The sequence below is a fragment of the Neisseria meningitidis genome, from assembly GCF_022869645.1.
GTDB lineage: Bacteria > Pseudomonadota > Gammaproteobacteria > Burkholderiales > Neisseriaceae > Neisseria > Neisseria meningitidis.
In genome coordinates this window covers 1,471,141-1,488,582 of record NZ_CP064367.1, presented here as the reverse complement: position 1 = coordinate 1,488,582, position 17,442 = coordinate 1,471,141, and the positions used below count along the sequence as shown (strand labels likewise).

General features: G+C 49.9%; 19 protein-coding genes. 4 read left to right on the top strand and 15 right to left on the bottom strand.

What is annotated here, in order from left to right; all coding sequences use genetic code 11:
- Window positions 1–2 precede the first annotated feature (2 nt).
- From rsgA to IUJ45_RS07600, 4 genes are read left to right on the top strand one after another with little or no spacing between them, the layout of a single operon-like run.
- Entirely contained in the window at window positions 3–926 is a 924-nt protein-coding gene (gene rsgA / locus IUJ45_RS07615; RefSeq protein ID WP_002226945.1) for a ribosome small subunit-dependent GTPase A, read from the top strand.
- A 26-nt stretch (window positions 927–952) separates the two neighbouring features.
- The gene (locus IUJ45_RS11235; RefSeq protein WP_079267043.1) at window positions 953–1,129 is read left to right on the top strand and encodes an exodeoxyribonuclease VII; all 177 of its coding nucleotides are present in this window, start codon (window positions 953–955) and stop codon (window positions 1,127–1,129) included.
- 60 nt (window positions 1,130–1,189) lie between these two features.
- Window positions 1,190–1,414 carry an exodeoxyribonuclease VII small subunit gene (locus IUJ45_RS07605; RefSeq protein ID WP_002236646.1) on the top strand — a complete coding sequence of 75 codons (225 nt, stop codon included), beginning with the start codon at window positions 1,190–1,192 and terminating at the stop codon, window positions 1,412–1,414.
- Entirely contained in the window at window positions 1,398–2,294 is an 897-nt protein-coding gene (locus tag IUJ45_RS07600) for a polyprenyl synthetase family protein (RefSeq protein WP_002245834.1), read from the top strand. The genes IUJ45_RS07605 and IUJ45_RS07600 overlap by 17 nt, the downstream gene beginning before the upstream one ends.
- A 108-nt stretch (window positions 2,295–2,402) precedes the next feature.
- Here the strand turns inward: IUJ45_RS07600 and IUJ45_RS07595 are convergent, their stop codons facing one another.
- The 15 genes from IUJ45_RS07595 to IUJ45_RS07525 all read right to left on the bottom strand — a co-directional run bounded on the left by IUJ45_RS07595 (window position 2,403) and on the right by IUJ45_RS07525 (window position 17,270).
- Window positions 2,403–2,702: a DUF2818 family protein gene (locus tag IUJ45_RS07595; protein ID WP_002226942.1), complete on the bottom strand. Its 300-nt coding sequence runs from the start codon at window positions 2,700–2,702 to the stop codon at window positions 2,403–2,405.
- A gap of 111 nt (window positions 2,703–2,813) precedes the next feature.
- On the bottom strand, window positions 2,814–4,259 hold the full coding sequence (gene nuoN / locus IUJ45_RS07590) for an NADH-quinone oxidoreductase subunit NuoN (RefSeq protein ID WP_082308672.1): 1,446 nt from the start codon (window positions 4,257–4,259) through the stop codon (window positions 2,814–2,816).
- A 9-nt stretch (window positions 4,260–4,268) separates the two neighbouring features.
- Complete coding sequence (locus IUJ45_RS07585; RefSeq protein ID WP_002245832.1) at window positions 4,269–5,765, bottom strand: NADH-quinone oxidoreductase subunit M; 1,497 nt, start codon at window positions 5,763–5,765, stop codon at window positions 4,269–4,271.
- 36 nt (window positions 5,766–5,801) lie between these two features.
- Window positions 5,802–7,517 carry a DUF262 domain-containing protein gene (locus tag IUJ45_RS07580; RefSeq protein WP_002243879.1) on the bottom strand — a complete coding sequence of 572 codons (1,716 nt, stop codon included), beginning with the start codon at window positions 7,515–7,517 and terminating at the stop codon, window positions 5,802–5,804.
- Between the two features lie 74 nt (window positions 7,518–7,591).
- Window positions 7,592–7,912 carry a cupin domain-containing protein gene (locus IUJ45_RS07575; RefSeq protein WP_002245831.1) on the bottom strand — a complete coding sequence of 107 codons (321 nt, stop codon included), beginning with the start codon at window positions 7,910–7,912 and terminating at the stop codon, window positions 7,592–7,594.
- Window positions 7,913–7,967: 55 nt separating this feature from the next.
- Window positions 7,968–9,992, bottom strand: a complete 2,025-nt coding sequence (nuoL, locus tag IUJ45_RS07570; protein WP_002245830.1) for an NADH-quinone oxidoreductase subunit L — start codon at window positions 9,990–9,992, stop codon at window positions 7,968–7,970.
- Between the two features lie 48 nt (window positions 9,993–10,040).
- Window positions 10,041–10,382 (bottom strand): hypothetical protein, encoded by a 342-nt coding sequence (locus IUJ45_RS07565; RefSeq protein WP_002221605.1) that lies wholly within the window; start codon window positions 10,380–10,382, stop codon window positions 10,041–10,043.
- Between the two features lie 123 nt (window positions 10,383–10,505).
- Window positions 10,506–11,081: a protein adenylyltransferase Fic gene (gene fic / locus IUJ45_RS07560; RefSeq protein ID WP_002215631.1), complete on the bottom strand. Its 576-nt coding sequence runs from the start codon at window positions 11,079–11,081 to the stop codon at window positions 10,506–10,508.
- Window positions 11,082–11,114: 33 nt separating this feature from the next.
- On the bottom strand, window positions 11,115–11,420 hold the full coding sequence (gene nuoK, locus IUJ45_RS07555) for an NADH-quinone oxidoreductase subunit NuoK (RefSeq protein ID WP_002215628.1): 306 nt from the start codon (window positions 11,418–11,420) through the stop codon (window positions 11,115–11,117).
- On the bottom strand, window positions 11,417–12,088 hold the full coding sequence (locus tag IUJ45_RS07550) for an NADH-quinone oxidoreductase subunit J (RefSeq protein ID WP_002246771.1): 672 nt from the start codon (window positions 12,086–12,088) through the stop codon (window positions 11,417–11,419). Before IUJ45_RS07550 ends, nuoK begins: the two co-directional genes overlap by 4 nt.
- A gap of 35 nt (window positions 12,089–12,123) precedes the next feature.
- Window positions 12,124–12,831 (bottom strand): hypothetical protein, encoded by a 708-nt coding sequence (locus tag IUJ45_RS07545; protein ID WP_002221911.1) that lies wholly within the window; start codon window positions 12,829–12,831, stop codon window positions 12,124–12,126.
- A 30-nt stretch (window positions 12,832–12,861) separates the two neighbouring features.
- Window positions 12,862–13,341, bottom strand: a complete 480-nt coding sequence (gene nuoI / locus IUJ45_RS07540; RefSeq protein WP_002216341.1) for an NADH-quinone oxidoreductase subunit NuoI — start codon at window positions 13,339–13,341, stop codon at window positions 12,862–12,864.
- Window positions 13,342–13,420: 79 nt separating this feature from the next.
- The gene (nuoH, locus tag IUJ45_RS07535; protein ID WP_002245827.1) at window positions 13,421–14,497 is read right to left on the bottom strand and encodes an NADH-quinone oxidoreductase subunit NuoH; all 1,077 of its coding nucleotides are present in this window, start codon (window positions 14,495–14,497) and stop codon (window positions 13,421–13,423) included.
- A 2-nt stretch (window positions 14,498–14,499) separates the two neighbouring features.
- Window positions 14,500–16,761, bottom strand: coding sequence for an NADH-quinone oxidoreductase subunit NuoG (nuoG, locus tag IUJ45_RS07530; RefSeq protein WP_002245826.1), 2,262 nt, complete (start codon window positions 16,759–16,761; stop codon window positions 14,500–14,502).
- 281 nt (window positions 16,762–17,042) lie between these two features.
- Window positions 17,043–17,270 (bottom strand): GIY-YIG nuclease family protein, encoded by a 228-nt coding sequence (locus IUJ45_RS07525; RefSeq protein ID WP_229016659.1) that lies wholly within the window; start codon window positions 17,268–17,270, stop codon window positions 17,043–17,045.
- Window positions 17,271–17,442 lie beyond the last annotated feature (172 nt).

The following is a 17,442-nucleotide window of genomic DNA, read 5'->3' as shown; positions in this document are numbered from 1 at the left end:
CGATGCCGTCCGAACACCCGTTTTCAGACGGCATTTCCACACCCAACCCCAAAGAAACCATGAACGACACCGCCCAAATTACCGCCAGCTACGGCCGCCGCTACATCGTCCGCACGCCCGACGGCACAACCTACGAAGCCAGCACCCGCAAAAAACGCGTCGATTTCGCCTGCGGTGACCGCGTCCGCATCAGCCCCGTCAACGCCGAACAAGTTGTGATTGAAGATTTTTTACCGCGCCAAAGCCTGCTCTACCGCCAAGACGCGTGGAAAACCAAACTCATTGCCGCCAACGTTACCCAACTCCTCATCGTAACCGCCGCCGTCCCGAGTCCGAGCGTGCGGCTGCTACAGCGCGCCCTGCTTGCCGCCGAAGCCGCCGGCATCCGCGCCGTCATCGTCCTGAACAAAGCCGACCTGCCCGAAACCGCCCTTTGGCGCGAAAAACTCAAATTCTACGAAACGCTGGGTTATCCCGTCATCGAAACCCGCGCACTGGAAAACGCCGGCAGCCTGCGCCCCGCCCTGCAAGGGCACAGCAACATCCTGCTCGGGCAGAGCGGTATGGGCAAATCCACCCTGACCAACGCCCTTTTGGGCAGCCAAACCGCCCGCACCGGCGACATTTCCGCCGCACTCGACTCGGGAAAACACACCACCACCCACGCCCGGCTTTATGATTTGAACGGCGAAACCCAACTCATCGACTCCCCGGGTTTGCAAGAATTTGGTTTACACCACCTCCAAGCCGCCGATTTGCCGCGCTATTTCCCCGATTTCCGCCACCTTGTCGGGCAATGCCGCTTCCACAACTGCACCCACCGCGCCGAACCCGGCTGCGCCTTCAAAGCCGCCGCCGAAACCAGGGCGGCAAGCCCCGAACGCCTCGCCTTTTTGCAGGGCATCACCGACGAACTGCCCGGGTAACGCCTTGCCGTTTGCAGGACAAAACAATGCCGTCTGAAACCGGATTCGGGTTTCAGACGGCATCCGTTTTTCAAAAATGCTACAATCCGCTTTTTACCGGAACATCCGAAACTATGTTCCAACACGCAGGACGACACTTAAAGCACCGCCCTATGTGTCGTCCTGATTTGGAAGGGCTTACACCCCTCCCAAATAAAGTCTGATTCTACCGCCCCGAAGGACAGATGTCCAAGTGGCGGGGTTTCAACCGAAAAGGAAACACGATGAAGAAAAACGCCCCGAAATCGTTTGAAGAAGCCTTGTCGCGCCTTGAATCGCTGACACAAGCTATGCAGGGCGAAATGCCCTTGGAAGACGCGCTTGCCGCCTATCAGGAAGGCAACGAGCTGGTCAGATACTGCCAAACCAAGCTGGCGCAAGTCGAACAGAAATTACAGGTTTTGGATGCGGACGGGCTGAAGGAGTTGAACCTTGAATCCGACGAATGATTTGAAAGCGTGGCAACAGAGGGCGCAGGCACAGACAGAGCTGCTGCTGGAACGCTTTTTGCCGTCTGAAAACGAAATCCCGCACACGCTGCACGAAGCGATGCGTTATGCGGCTTTGGACGGCGGCAAACGCCTGCGGCCGATGCTGGTTCTGGCGGCTTCGGAATTGGGCGAAGCCGTGCATGAAGCAGTAGGACAGGCAATGGCGGCAATCGAGATGATTCACGCCTATTCGCTGGTTCACGACGATATGCCGGCGATGGACAACGACAGCCTGCGCCGGGGCAAACCGACCTGCCATGTGAAATATGGCGAAGCCACCGCGCTACTGACCGGCGATGCTTTGCAGACGCAGGCGTTTGACGTATTGAGCCGTCCGACAGAACTGCCCGCCGCACGCCAGTTGGCAATGTTGTCGGTGTTGGCAAAAGCGGGCGGAAGCATGGGTATGGCGGGCGGTCAGGCAATCGATTTGGCGAATGTCGGCAAGCAGATGGCCCAAACCGATTTGGAACAGATGCACAGCCTGAAAACGGGTGCGCTAATCCGTGCCGCGGTTTTATTGGGGGCAATGTCTTGCCCGAATCTGTCTGAAGACAGTCTGGCGGTATTGGACGATTATGCGGCAAAACTGGGGCTGGCGTTCCAAGTCATTGACGATGTGTTGGATTGTGAAGCGGACACGGCGACTTTGGGCAAGACGGCGGGCAAAGATGCCGACAACGACAAGCCGACTTATGTGAAACTGATGGGCTTGGAAGCGGCGCGCTCATACGCACACAAACTGGTTGCCGAAGCGGTCGCGCTGCTCGAACCCTTCGGCGACAAAGCCCTGCGCCTGCGGCAGTTGGCAGAATTTGCAGTCGCCCGCAAATATTAAAACCGGCGTATATCGCCGGCTGAAACGTGCCGGCACAGCGATGCCGGCCTGCACTTGAATGAAACAAATGCCGTCTGAAAGGGTTTCAGACGGCATTCCTATGCCTGCCTATTCCCTGTTGCGCGTGTGCCAAAAATACCGCCACACGAAACAGGGAAACGCAAAAATCAGGTACAGGCAGACGACGGTGGCGTAAAACTCCCAACCCTGATCGTGTACCGCTCCCGCACGGGATTCGAGGATGTAGGCAAGAACGGCGGTCAGCGCGAAACCTGCCGCCAGCTCGATCAGGTGGTGTCCGAAATGTTTGCGCTTGAGCGGTACGATGCCGAACAGCTTGGTCGTGAGGAAGGGGGCGTTGGCAAAAATCAAGGCAAGCAGCAAAAGGATGTACATGGATGCGGTCATGGCGGGCTTTCTGTTTGGGCATTGTCGGCGGCGATGCCGTCTGAACTGCATTGCGGAACGGCATATCTTAACAAAAACGGCAGCCTCTGACGCCGCTGCCGTTGCGGCGGCTTACAGCGTGTTTTCCAACGCCTTGGCGCACCAGTCGATAACGGTTTGCGGCATAATGCCCCACAGCACCAACAGCAGCGCGTTGACGCTCAAAAGGAATTTTGCGGCATTGTTGCCGCCGACGGTGGGACGGGCGCGGCCGGATTCGTCAAAATACATGACTTTGACCACGCGCAGGTAGTAGAACGCGCCAATCAGCGACATCACGACGGCAAATACGGACAACCAAACATAGCCTTGTTTTAAGAGTGCCATAATCACGCCGAATTTGGCGTAAAAGCCCATCAGCGGCGGAATACCCGCCATAGAGAACATAACCAGCAGCATCAAAAAGGCAAGCCATACGCGGTGTTGGTTCAACCCTGCCAAATCGCTGATGTTTTCGCACTCGTTGTCCCCGTCCGACAACACCATCAACACGCCGAACCCTGCCGCCGCCATCAGCGCGTAGGTAATGGCGTAATAGAGGCCCGCCGCAAAGCCGACCGCGCCCGCCATAAACGCCAACAGGATGAAACCCATATGCGATACGGTGGAATAGGCGAGCATACGTTTGATATTGGTCTGCATGATGGCGGCAAGGTTGCCGACCAGCAGCGAGGCGGCGGCAAGCAGGGCAAACATCAGAGACCAGTCATGATGCACGGTTCCCAGCCCGGTAACGAGGATGCGGAAAGCGAAAACGACGGCGGCGATTTTCGGGGCAGTGCCGACTAGGGCGGTAACAGAAGTGGGCGCGCCGTGATACACGTCGGGCACCCACATATGGAACGGCACCGCGCCGAGTTTGAACGCAACGGCGACGACGATAAACACCAGACCCAGTTTCAACAGCCATTCGTTGGCTTCTTCATTGAAGGAAGAGGCAAGCACGCCGGCAAATTCCAGCGAACCGGTTGCGCCGTAAACCATAGAAATACCGTAGAGCAGCAGGCCGGATGCCAGCGCACCCAGAACAAAATATTTCAAGGCGGCTTCGGCGGCAAAGCCGGAATCGCGGCGCAGGGCAATCAGGGCGTAAAGGGCAAGCGACAAGAGTTCCAAACCGATATAGGCAGTTAAAAAATGCCCCGCGCTCACCATCACGCCCATACCCAAGAGGGCAAACAGCGACAGGGTGTAAAACTCGCCTTTGAAAATACCGCGCACTTGGTTGTAGGGTCTGGCATAAACAAACAGGGCAAAGGTCAAGGTATATAAAACCATTTTTGCCAAACGCGACATACCGTCTGCAATATACATCCCGTTGAACGAAGACGTGCTGCCCTGTTCCCACACCGCCAACTGCACCACAGCCGTAACCGCCACCGTTGCCAACGCGCCGTAATGCGTCCAACGGCGTTTGTCATCACTGACCCACAAGTCCGCCAGCAACAATAACACCAGCAGCGCAAGCAGCACGATTTCGGGCATGGCGGGCATTAAATTCAAATCAGACCAGTTCATTTACACACCTCACATCTTGCTTTGTGCCACATGGGCAATCAAATCGTTTGCCGCCTGATGCACCACTTCGATAAATGCGTTCGGATACAGGCCCATACCCAAAACAGCAACCGCCAACACCGCCAAAATCGCAAATTCGCGGCAATTGATGTCTTTCATTTCGGCAACGTGCGAATTGTGGATCGCACCAAAAATAACGCGTTTGTACATCCACAGGGTATAAGACGCACCGTAAATCAGGGTCATGGCGGCCAACGCGCCTACCCAGAAATTCACTTTAACCGCGCCCATAATCACCATAAACTCGCCCACGAAGCCGGAAGTCGCCGGCAAACCGGCATTGGCCATACCGAACAACATCATAAACGCCGCAAACTTAGGCATCACATTGACCACGCCGCCATAATCGGCAATATTGCGGGTATGCAGGCGGTCGTACATCACGCCGATACACATAAACATCGCGGCAGACACGAAACCGTGGGAAATCATTTGAATGATTGCGCCTTTCAATGCCCAATCATTCAGTTGGCCGTTCACAAACAGGAACATACCCAAAGTAACAAAACCCATATGGCTGATGGAAGAGTACGCCACCAATTTTTTCATATCGGTTTGCACCAAAGCCACCATACCGATATAAATTACGGCAATCAGGCTCAATACGATGATTACAGGGGCAAAATAGCGAGCCGCGTCCGGCATAATCGGCAGGATAAAGCGCAAGAAACCATACGCACCCAGTTTCAGCGTAATTGCCGCCAACACCATCGAACCGCCGGTCGGCGCTTCAACGTGGGCATCCGGCAGCCAAGTGTGTACGGGGAACATCGGCACTTTTACGGCAAACGACAGGAAGAACGCCGCAAACAAAAGCTGTTGCACGCCCAACGGAATCTGTTTGATGTTTTGAAAATCGACAATAGAGAAGCTGCCTGTTTGATAATAAAGGTAAACCATGGCAACCAGCATCAGGAGCGAACCCATCAGCGTGTAGAGGAACAGCTTGACCGACGCATAGACGCGGCGCGGACCGCCCCATACACCGATAATCAGGTACAGCGGAATCAGCATACCCTCGAAGAACACATAAAACAGAATCGCATCCTGCGCGGCAAACGCGCCGTTAATCAAACCCGACATAATCAGGAAAGCCGCCATATACTGCGCCGGACGTTTCTGAATGACTTCCCAACCGGCCAATACCACCAACAGCGTAATAAACGCATTCAAGATGATAAAGAGTACTGAAATACCGTCCACGCCCAATGCGTAGTTGATTTTCAGAAGCGGAATCCACTCGTGGAACTCGGTAAACTGATAGCCGCCGCTCAAACGGTCGAAACCGGTAAACAAGGGCAGCGTTACCAAGAAACCGGCAAGCGCACCCATGAAGGCAAGCACACGCGCCAGCGGCGCACGGCTGTCTTTACCGGTCGCCAAAACCAGCACACCTGCGGCAATGGGTATCCATATTGCCAAGCTGAGAAGATGGTTAGAAAACATTGCGTTACCTGTTTGGTTTGGAGGTTATTGGAAAAGTTAATTTTTTTTGGGGATGCTGGCTGCTTCAAAACAATTATCGAAAAACTGTTTCAATCTATCCACAATCTGCTGCTGGCGTTTCTGAATATCACTCGGTAACCAATCATTGGCATTTTCACCTGCTAATTCACGCACTTCAACAATATCGGATTTTTGATATTGCTCCTTTTTCTTACCAAAATAGCCGTTACCTGCCTGAATATTTAACCGTTTTTCAAAAACAATTTTATTACCTAGTTGTTCTAAATATTGTTCCGCATCTATGATTGACCAACCATTATAGTTAGTTTCCTGCCATTTTTTCGGAAAGATATGTTCGATTTCAGTTTTAGTTGGCAATAATTTCTGCTTTTCATCAAATAGATAAGCATTAATCATTAACAACCCTTTAGTTATACGTCCTGTATTTTGTTCATAGTGTATGGGTGCAGGCATAACATATGATAAAGCGTTTTTTTCACCGTGATAAATCGCAACACATAATTTATAAATATCATCTTTAATTGCGGTTACGGTTGGCGCAACTAAAAATTTAGCATACAAAAATGCAGTAAGCTGTTTTAATAATGCTGCAAAATCATCTTTAAAGGATTGCGCACCCTTGTTTGCAATGAAGAACACACTCGCGGCGTATTTCCAAAACTCATTAGGATAGACATTCAGACATTGCAGCCACTTGGCCGCCTCGTCATTTACAAAGTTCGAAGTTTCCACGTCTTGGTTAGTTTTGCTGTTGTTAATATCCTGCCAAAATCCAGCCAGCTCAATTAAGTGATTGAACAAATTTTCGTTTTCCAACTGTTTGTTTCGGTTGTCAGTATAAAAACGGCGAAGCCCAATTTCTTTATCCGTAATCTTTTCTTTCGCCCTTAATACATGGGTGTAATAGCGGAACAAATCATCTACGGAAATAGATGCACCCTCTGCCAACGCAACAAGTTCCTTCCATTGTTCAACAAATTTATCTTTCTGCTGCGCCATCTTATAAAGCCTGGCTTTAAAAATATCTGCATCCGACAAAGGCAAGCCCCTATCGTTTAATGTGGAAAATATGGTTAATGCACTATTTAAACTGTCACTTTCAATCGGAAGTAAAATACAGTCATTCAAAATAGTTAAACAAAGATGATACCAATCCATTGGGTTGGTTCTGGCGTATTCTTGGCACTGTTTCAGGAAATACAAATAATTAACGGCGTAATTAGAACGACACTCTTCTGAGATTTCACCGTTTGCCAAAATCTCGTGCAAAATTTCGTTATCTGTTTCTGTGGCAACTTGCGTATGCAGCCGGATTGCGGTTCTATCGGTAATTTCAGCCGTTAGAACATCAACATCCCAAATACAGGGGGCAATTTTGCTTTTAAGTGTGGTAATTTTGGCTGCGGTATCGGGGGTACTTTCCGTTTGCTCTAAAACTCGATAAAACGCACGCAATAACAGCAGTAATGATGTTAAACGCTGTTGCCCATCAATTACTTCCAAATTACCTTTTTCATTGGGGCAAACAACGATTGTACCAAGAAAATATTCTTCATTTTTTCCTGTGGACGACTGGCGAAAATCCACAATATCAGACCATAATACGGCGCATTTTTCGGTATCCCAGCGATAGGGGCGTTGATATTCAGGAATGATAAAATATTTTTCCTGCATATCTTGATTACCTAGCAGATTAATAATTTTTTTACTACTCACATTTAGATTTGCCATGATTAAAGTCTCGTTGATAGATTTATGATTTTCAGGATACCTGAAAAAGCACATAATACTTATGCGTATCCGCCCTAAACACTGCCTTCTTTCTCAATCACTAAAATCCGCGTTTCGCCGCGCGGGTGGGCGACGTGTTCCGTGCCGATTCCTGCGTAGAAGATGTCGCCGCTTTTCAACCGAACGATGTGTTCTTCGCCGTTTTCTCGGTAGTGCATATCGACTTCGCCATCCATCACGGCAAACACTTCCTCGCCGTCGTTGACGTGCCATTTGTAGGGCTGGTCCGTCCAGTGCAGGCGCACGGTGGTGCCGTTCATATTGGCGATGTCGAGTGCGCCCCATGCGCGGGAAGTGGTGAAGTCGGCAGAGCGGATGGTTTGTGTGTTTGACATTGTTTCTCAAGTTTCTTTTTTCAGACGACCTAAACGTCGTCTGAAAATCTCATTTTTATCTGAACAATCCCCAGAAGGTCATACCGAGCAAGACCAATACGCCGAACACCATAGCGGCAGCGTAGGTGTAGATAAAGCCTGTTTGGACTTTACGCACTTGCGCGGCAACCGCGCCGACCAGTCTGGCAGAGCCGTTGACAATACCGTTGTCGATAATGGCGGTATCGCCGACTTTCCAGAAGAAGGTACCCAATGCGCGTGTGCCTTTGGCGAAAACGTTGAAATACAGGGCATCAAGGTAGTATTTGTTTTCAAACAAAACGTAAACCGGACGGAACGCCTGCGCGATTTTCGCAGGCAGGTGCGGCAGTTTGACGTATAGGAGCCATGCGCTCAATACGCCTGCGATAGCGAGATAGAGAACGGGCGAATGCAGGCTGTGCGACACCATCGCCAATGCGCCGTGGAACTCTTCTTTCATAATGTGCATGGTCGGATGCGCATCGGCATTAACAAAAATCACGTCTTTGAAGAAATCGCCGTAAAGCATGGGTTCGATGGCGATGTAGCCGATGATGACGGACGGAACGGCAAGCAAAATCAAAGGCAGGGTAACCACCAACGGGCTTTCGTGCGGATTGTCGTTTTTACCCAAACCGTGATGTTCTTCGCCGTGGCCGTCTGAATGGTGTTCGGGCAGGCTGCGCCATTTCTCTTCGCCGTGGAACACCATAAAGTATTGGCGGAACGCGTAAAACGCGGTAACAAACACGCTGGCGAGGACGGCGAAATAGGCAAAGCCGCTGCCCGGCAGGGTGCTGTATTTCGCCGCTTCGATAATCGAATCTTTGGAGTAGAAGCCGGAGAAGAACGGCGTACCGATCAGCGACAAATTGCCGATCAGCATAGTCAGCCAAGTAATCGGCATGTATTTTTTCAGGTTACCCATGTGGCGCATATCTTGGTCGTGGTGCATACCGATAATCGCGCTGCCCGCCGCCAAGAACAGCAAGGCTTTAAAGAAAGCGTGGGTCATCACATGGAACATCGCCACGGAATAGGCAGACGCGCCCAGAGCCACGGTCATATAGCCCAGTTGCGACAGGGTGGAATACGCAACCACACGTTTGATGTCGTTTTGAATCACGCCCAAGAAACCCATAAACAGGGCGGTAATCGCACCAATCACCATGATGACAGACAGCGCAGTGCTACTCATCTCATAAATCGGCGACATACGCGATACCATGAACAAACCGGCGGTAACCATGGTTGCGGCGTGAATCAATGCAGAAATCGGGGTCGGGCCTTCCATCGAATCGGGCAGCCAGACGTGCAGCGGGAATTGTGCCGATTTACCCATTGCACCGACAAACAAGAGCAAACAGGTTACAGTAATCAACGACCATTCCACACCGGGGAAAAGCTGGATGGTGGCATTTTGCACGTTGGGCAGATAGGCGAATACGTCCTGATAACGCAGGCTGCCGCCGAAATAGGCAAGCACCAAGCCGATACCGAGCAAAAAGCCGAAGTCGCCGACACGGTTGATCAAAAAGGCTTTCAGGTTGGCAAATGTCGCGCTCGGGCGTTTGAAATAGAAACCGATCAAGAGATACGACACCAAACCCACAGCTTCCCAACCGAAGAAGAGCTGGATGAAGTTGTTGCTCATAATCAGCATCAACATGCTGAAAGTAAACAAAGAAATATAGCTGAAGAAGCGTTGGTAGCCGACTTTTTCATCGTGCATATAGCCGATGGTGTAGATATGCACCATCAACGATACGCCCGTTACCACGACCATCATCATCGCCGTCATCGTATCGACCAAGAAGCCGACGGAGAAATCCAAACCGCCCATCGTCAGCCAGGTATAGACGTTCTCGTCAAACTTGGCACGGCTGCCATTGAGGAATCCCCACAGCACATAAGCCGACAGCACGGCGGACACCGCCACACCGAGTATCGTAACCGTATGCGCGCCGGCACGTCCGATTTTGTTGCCGAATAAACCCGCAATCAGCGAGCCTGCCAAAGGCACGAGGGCGATGATGAGATATAAAGTCATGTCGTTCATTTGATTGAATCCGATTGATTTAAAAATCTATGTTTGTTTCGTACAAAATTACTTCGGAGAAACAAATCCAACACGCTCCAATCGTTTGCGTGCCACAGCTAATTGCTCTTCAGTAAATAAATCACACCACGGCTTTTGTAACACCAGATATTCCATACTGTATTTCAAGGCGTGGACTCCGCCACCACTCAAAATCAGCTCTGTAAAACCGGTCTGAGTCTTCTTTTCCCCCGTACTTAATAATTTATCCGCCGCCTCTTTACCACCAAATTCATTTACAATTTGTAAAAATCGTGTCGCCTTGTAAGGTTGCGGCAAATTCAAAGCCTCCTGATAAATATTTAACATGGCTTTATGAAATTCTTGTTCTAACTGATTTTTATCCATCATTCTTCTTCCAATATTTCAGACCGGATTATTCTTACCCAGAATTTCTTTTCTCATCCGCTCCCGTCTGATCACCTACCAAATCAGGTCGTCTGAAACAGTCTGAAATCGCTTTTCAGACGACCTTCAGCCTTTTTCATACCCTTCGTAATAATACGACTGCTCGATACCTTTAAAGATGATTTCACGGTTGTCCACATCGTCGGTCAGGTTGTCCTTTAACAAAAAGCGCAGTTCTAAATCGTTGACGGGGCTGCGTTCCATCGCCTGCAAATACAGGGTTTTGCTTACATTTTGCCAGTTCACGACTTTTTTCAGGTTTTTCTTCAGCACCAAATCCAGCCAGATGCGGGTACTTCTGCCATTACCCTCCAAAAACGGATGGGCAATGTTCATTTCAACATATTTGGCGATGATTTCTTCAAAAGTCCGCTCGGGCATCTGCTCGATTTTAACCAAAGCCTCTTTTAAATACATGGCGTTGGCAAAACGAAAACCGCCTTTGGAAATGTTGTCTTCCCTGATTTGACCCGCAAAATCATATAAGCCGCCGAACAGGTAACGGTGAATCTGTTGCAGGCCCGCGGTGGTACCGACTTCGATACGGTCGATGTCGCCGCTTTCAAACAGGCGGCGGGCATTATGCAGGCTTTGTTCGTCTATGGATTTCATCGTTTTTCCTATCGGGTTTTCAGACGGCATCGGTGTCTTGTCAGGTCTCGACCCAACCTACCTTTACCCTTTCAACTCGTCCAAATCGGCAACGTTAATCGTTTGTCGGTTGCGGTACACCAGCACCATAATCGCCAAACCGATGGCAGATTCGGCAGCAGCAACGGTCAGTACGAAAAATACGAAAATTTGTCCGGCAGTATCGCCCAAATGTTGCGAAAAGGCGATAAAGTTGAAGTTCACTGCCAAAAGCATCAGCTCGATGGACATCAGCAAGACCAGCACGTTTTTGCGGTTCATAAAGATACCCATCGCGCTGATACCGAACAGGAGCGCACCCAATACCAGATAATGCGTCAAGGTAATCATGCTTTGCCCTCCTCTTTCGGCTTGAGGTCGTCTGAAACTTCGCTTTCTTCGGCAGATTCGGTTTGCGGTTTCACGGCTTCCATTTTCACCAAGCGCATACGGCCTTGGTCGGCGCGTACTTTAACTTGGTCGGCAGGATCCATACGTTTCGGATTAACCGTTTTACGGTGAACCAGCGCAATCGCGGCCACCATACCCAACAGCAGCAATACCGCCGCCAATTCAAACGGCAGCAGATAATCGGTATAAATACGGCTGCCCAAATCGCGGATATTGTTGTAATCGGCGGGAATGTCTTTCATCAGCCCAAATGCGGCAAGGTCGGTTTTCGGATTGACCAGAATCAGAATCAGGGCAACTGCCAACAATGTGCCGACCACACCGGCAACAGGCGCGTGCCGCCAGAAACCGGCACGCATTTCTTCAATGTCGATGTTCAACATCATCACGACGAACAGGAACAACACCATCACGGCGCCGACGTAAACCACCACCAGCGTCACGCCCAAAAACTCAGCCTGCATCAGCATCCAAAGCATCGCGCTCACGCAGAAGGTCAACACCAGATGCAAAGCGGCGTGAACAGGATTTTTAGCGGTGACGGTTTTGATCGCGCCATAAAGAATTATCACTGCAAAAATATAAAATAAAATCAGTTGGAAAGTCATAGTCTATGCTTTCTTTATTAATCAAAAATATGGTTTCAAGCAGTCTGAAAATCCTGGTTACGCAAACAATCAAACTTAATCAGTTGATCCATATCCGCACAAATCCACGTTGTCGCAATTTTGAATAACAACATTTCTATGTGATACGGTTTTGCTTGTTTACCATAAACTTGTTTCGCCAAATCTTGTAACAATCCACAATATTGATGAAACGAAACGTCTGGTTTCCGATAATTCGGTTTGATATCAGAAAAATGAAACAATACGTTCATATTTCGGATTTCTAGTTCCCTATTTCTACCTTGTGGCTGAAAAAACAAATCTGCATTTGTAAATTTAAACAACAACCAATTCAACGAAAAAATAGCGCGTGAATCATAAATGGCGAATCGCTCACAATCTATAAAAGAAGCCAATTTAGATAATGATGAAATTTTCAACAAACCACTACTCAATTTTCCCGAATTAAGTTCCGATAAAAATTGACGAATAAGCTGGCTATTTTCAGCAGATTGTTTAAAACTTTTAATCCCACCCCATTCACGGATAATCCAATAATGCGTCTTCAAGCTATCATCATTTTGTAATTTTGGGGATAAATTTTCTTTTAAAAAAATATTTTGTTCAAAATTACTTAATCCACTTGGCAACTCAATCGGACTATTTCTAGTTCTAATTTCTTCAAAATTATCTATTGGCTCATGTTCGGCTAAATATTTCAATGCATTAATCAGTCCTTCCATATTTAAAACCTTCCAAGAAGCCCCAAAGCATTAACGATACGGCGCGTCAGCGGCTTTGCGTTTGGCGATTTCAGCTTCGTATTTGTCGCCAATGGCCAAAAGAATCGGCTTGGTCATGTGCAAGTCGCCTTTTTTCTCGCCGTGGTATTCAAAAATATGGGTTTCCACAATCGCATCGGTCGGGCAGGCTTCTTCGCAGAAACCGCAGAAGATGCACTTGGTCAGGTCGATGTCGTAACGCTTGGTGCGGCGCGTGCCGTCTTCGCGTTCTTCCGATTCGATGTTGATCGCCATTGCGGGGCAAACGGCTTCACACAATTTACACGCGATGCAGCGTTCCTCGCCGTTTGGATAACGGCGTTGCGCGTGCAGACCGCGGAAACGCACGGATTGCGGCGTTTTCTCTTCGGGAAAATAAATCGTGTCTTTGCGGGCAAAAAAGTTTTTGAGCGTTACGCCCATACCTTTTACCAATTCGCCAAGCAGAAAGGTTTTTACTAAATTAGCCATATTATGTTCCCTCAAAACAGGGATTCTGTTAAATATTCAAAACTGCGTTTTCAGACGACCTTGATACGTCGTCTGAAACTTATTTCCACAAATTCAGCGGTGAAATCATCCACAGACCCAAAATCACGATGTAGGCGAAGCCGATCGGAATCAGCACTTTCCAGCCCAAACGCATGATTTGGTCGTAACGGTAGCGTGGGAAAGTTGCGCGGATCCACAGATACCAGTACAACACCGCCGCCATTTTCACGAACATCCAGAATGCGGAAGGCGTGCCGATAAAGCCCCAGCTTTGTGGGAACGGAGACAACCAACCACCGAGGAACATCAACGATGTCAGCGCGGAAATCAGAATCATGAAAATGTATTCAGCAAGGAAGAACAGTGCGAATGCGAAGCCGGAGTATTCGACGTGGTGTCCGGCAACGATTTCAGACTCACCCTCTGCCACGTCAAACGGCGCGCGGTTGGTTTCGGCAACGGCGGAAATCAGATAGACGATAAAGATGGGGAAGAGCGGCAGCCAGTTCCAAGAGAATACCGAACCGCCGGCAATACCTTTGGCTTGTGCGGCAACGATGTCGGAGAAGTTCATGCTGCCCGATACCATCACGACACACACCAGCGCGGCACTCATGGCAATCTCGTAGGAAATGCTTTGTGCGGAAGCACGCATTGCGCCCAAAAACGAATATTTGGAGTTGGAAGCCCAGCCCGCGATGATCACGCCGTAAACCGACAGCGAGGTAATCATCAGGATGTACAAAAGACCGATATTGATGTTGGTCAGCACCCATTCTTCGTTAAACGGAATCACCGCCCACGCCGCAAAAGACGGGGCGAGCGACATAATCGGACCAATGTAGAACAGGGCTTTGTTTGACAGCCTCGGACGGGTTACTTCTTTAAACAAGAGTTTGAACACGTCGGCAAACGGCTGAATCAGACCCCACGGACCGGTTACGTTCGGACCGACGCGAAGCTGCATGAAGCCGATGACTTTACGTTCAAAATAAGTCAGGTAGGCGACGGTCAGAATCAGCGGAATCAGGATAATCACAATTTTGACGATGACGGATACCACCAAGCCTACAGTAATACCCAAATCGCCCAGACCGAGCGTTGCGGCAAAGAGGTTTTGGAACCATTCTTGCATGATCAAGCTCCCGCCAGTTCAATAGTGTCCATCAACGCACCCAGCGCGGCATTTTCGGTATGCAGCGGCAAATGCACCACGTTTTCAGGCAAACCGGCATCGGCTTTGACGGCAACCGATACGCTTGCGCCGTTTTGTTTGGCGACAGCGGTTTGTCCGTCTTGCAGGCCCAAGCGTGCCAATGTATTTGGATTTACACGCGCAGCAGGCACGGCGGCATGGCTGGTTTCTTGCAACGGTGCGGAACGGCGCACGATAGCATCGGTGTGATAGATGCCCACTCCGCCCACGCGCACGAGGCGGCTTGATGCCGTCTGAAAATCTTTTTGAGTCGAAGCGGCGCGGTTGTTCAGTTTGGACGGCAGGCTTTCCGCATCCAGCGCGTCTTTCAGAATCGCGACGGTATCGTGGTATTCAAAACCTTTCAGGTCAAACAGGTTGCCCAATACGCGCAACACTTTCCACATCGGACGCGAATCGCCGAAGCCTTGTACCACGCCGTGGAAAGATTGCAGACGGCCTTCCATATTGATGAAGCTGCCCGAGGTTTCGGTAAACGGCGCAATCGGCAACAATACGTCGCACACGTCCAGCAGCGTTTCGCTGACAAACGGCGTAAACGCCATCACGCTTTTCGCTTGTTTCAACGCAGCCACGGCTTTTGCACCGTCAACCGTATCGATTTCAGGCTCGACGTTGAGCAGCAAGACTGCCTGTTTCGGCGCGTTTGCCATTTCGGCAACGCTCTCGCCCGAGTTCACGCCCAAGACATCCGCACCAACGCTGTTGGCGGCTTGCGGCAAAATACCCAGCACTGCGCCGGTCGCATCTGCCAGCTCTTGAACGGCGGCATAAATCGCGGCGTAATCAGGATGGTTTTGCACTTCCGCGCCCAAAATCACCGCTGCTTTTTCAGCGTTTTTCAGGCTGGCGGTAACGGCGTGTTCCGCATTGGCAGACAAGTTTTTCAGACGGCCTGCCCACTCGTCGGGATGTGCGGCTTCCTGAGAGAGAAGCGGCATAAACAATTCTTCCTTGCTGCCGGCCAATACGCTCAATGCCATACGGTCTTTGGCGGCGCGGCGCAGGCGGGCGGTCAGGAGCGGCTGTTCTTTGCGCAAGTTCGCGCCGACTACCAATACGGCATCGTTGTCAGCCAAAGATTCAATGCTTTGTCCCAACCATTGCGCACCCTTAATGCCGTCTGAAAGACGTTTGTCTTGTTGACGCAAACGGGTTGCAAAGTTTTTAACACCCAAGCCGTCGGCAAGTTTTTTGGCCAGATACAGCTCTTCAACCGTATTCATCGGGTTCGCCCAAATGCCGACTTGGTTTTGGTTGCCGTCTTTGGCGATACATTCAATCGCGCTGCGGACATATTCCAATGCGGTTTTCCAATCCACGTCCATCCACTCGCCGCCCTGTTTGATTTTCGGGTTTTTCAGACGGCTTTCGTGATACAGGCCTTCGTAGGCAAAACGGTCGCGGTCGGACAGCCAGCATTCGTTAATCGCTTCGTTTTCCAGCGGCAACACGCGGCGGACGGTATGGTCTTTGGTTTGTACAATCAGGTTGCTGCCCAAAGCATCGTGGGCGGAAACAGATTTGCGGCGGTTCAATTCCCAAGTACGCGCGTTGAAGCGGAACGGTTTGCTGGTCAATGCGCCGACAGGACACAAATCGATGACGTTGCCCGACAGCTCGGTTTCCACCGTTTTGCCGATAAAGGGCATGATTTCGGAGTGTTCGCCGCGATTCACCATCGCAATTTCTTGCAAACCGGCGATTTCTTCAGTGAAACGAACGCAGCGGGTGCAGTGGATACAGCGGCTCATTTCCTCGGCGGAAACCAAAGGCCCCATGTCTTTGCCGACGACGGAACGTTTTTCTTCGGTGTAGCGGCTGGTGGTTTTTCCGTAGCCCACCGCCAAATCCTGCAACTGGCATTCGCCGCCCTGGTCGCAGGTCGGACAATCAAGCGGATGGTTGATGAGCAGGAACTCCATCACGCCTTCTTGCGCCTCTCGGGCTTTTGCCGAATGCGTACGCACAATCATGCCGTCTGTAACCGGCGTGGCACAGGCGGGCAGGGGTTTGGGGGCTTTTTCCACGTCCACCAGACACATACGGCAGTTGGCGGCAATAGAGAGCTTTTTGTGGTAACAGAAATGCGGAATATAAGTACCGAGCTTGTGCGCGGCTTCAATTACCGTCGCGCCCTGCTCCACAGATACTTGTTTGCCGTCGATTTCGATTTGTAACATGGTTCGTTCCTAGTTACGGGTATTTAATAAATAATTTTTTATGGAGATCGTCTGAAAAATGGGTTTCAGACGGCCTTTTGAGTTTCATTGACAATCAATACTGTTTAAAACGTTTACTGCCACCTTGCCGTCATTCCCGCACAGGCGGGAATCCATTCTTGGGTTTTCAGTAACTGTTTTCAAACATTGGTTTCTTAACTTTTGCGGTGATTCCCGCCGTAGCCTGTCTGCGCGTAGGTGGGGCTGGAATAACGACAGTTTTTAAAGTTCCAGAAATAAAACTAAACAAACAACACGCCCGACAAGTCCAACCATTCAGGATTTTGTTCTTCAATCAGTTTAATCTTCCATTCACGTCGCCATTTTTTCATCGTTTTTTCTTTGGCAACTGCTTCAGGCATATTCTCAAAAAACTGATACCAAACTAAATCATGCACATCATATCGAGCAGTAAAGCCATCAATATTGACATGGTTTTTGTGCTGCCAAACCCTTTCCGGCAAATTCATGGTAACACCGATATAGAGTGTTCCATTTTTACCGTTTGCCAAAATATATACGGCAGGTTGTCTAGTAAGCGGATGGTTTCGTATTCATTTTTCCTGCAATATAAACAACAACTTTTTTAATATCATTTACAACCGTTTTCATCTGAAAACATCTGCCTACTCCCGCCGTCAT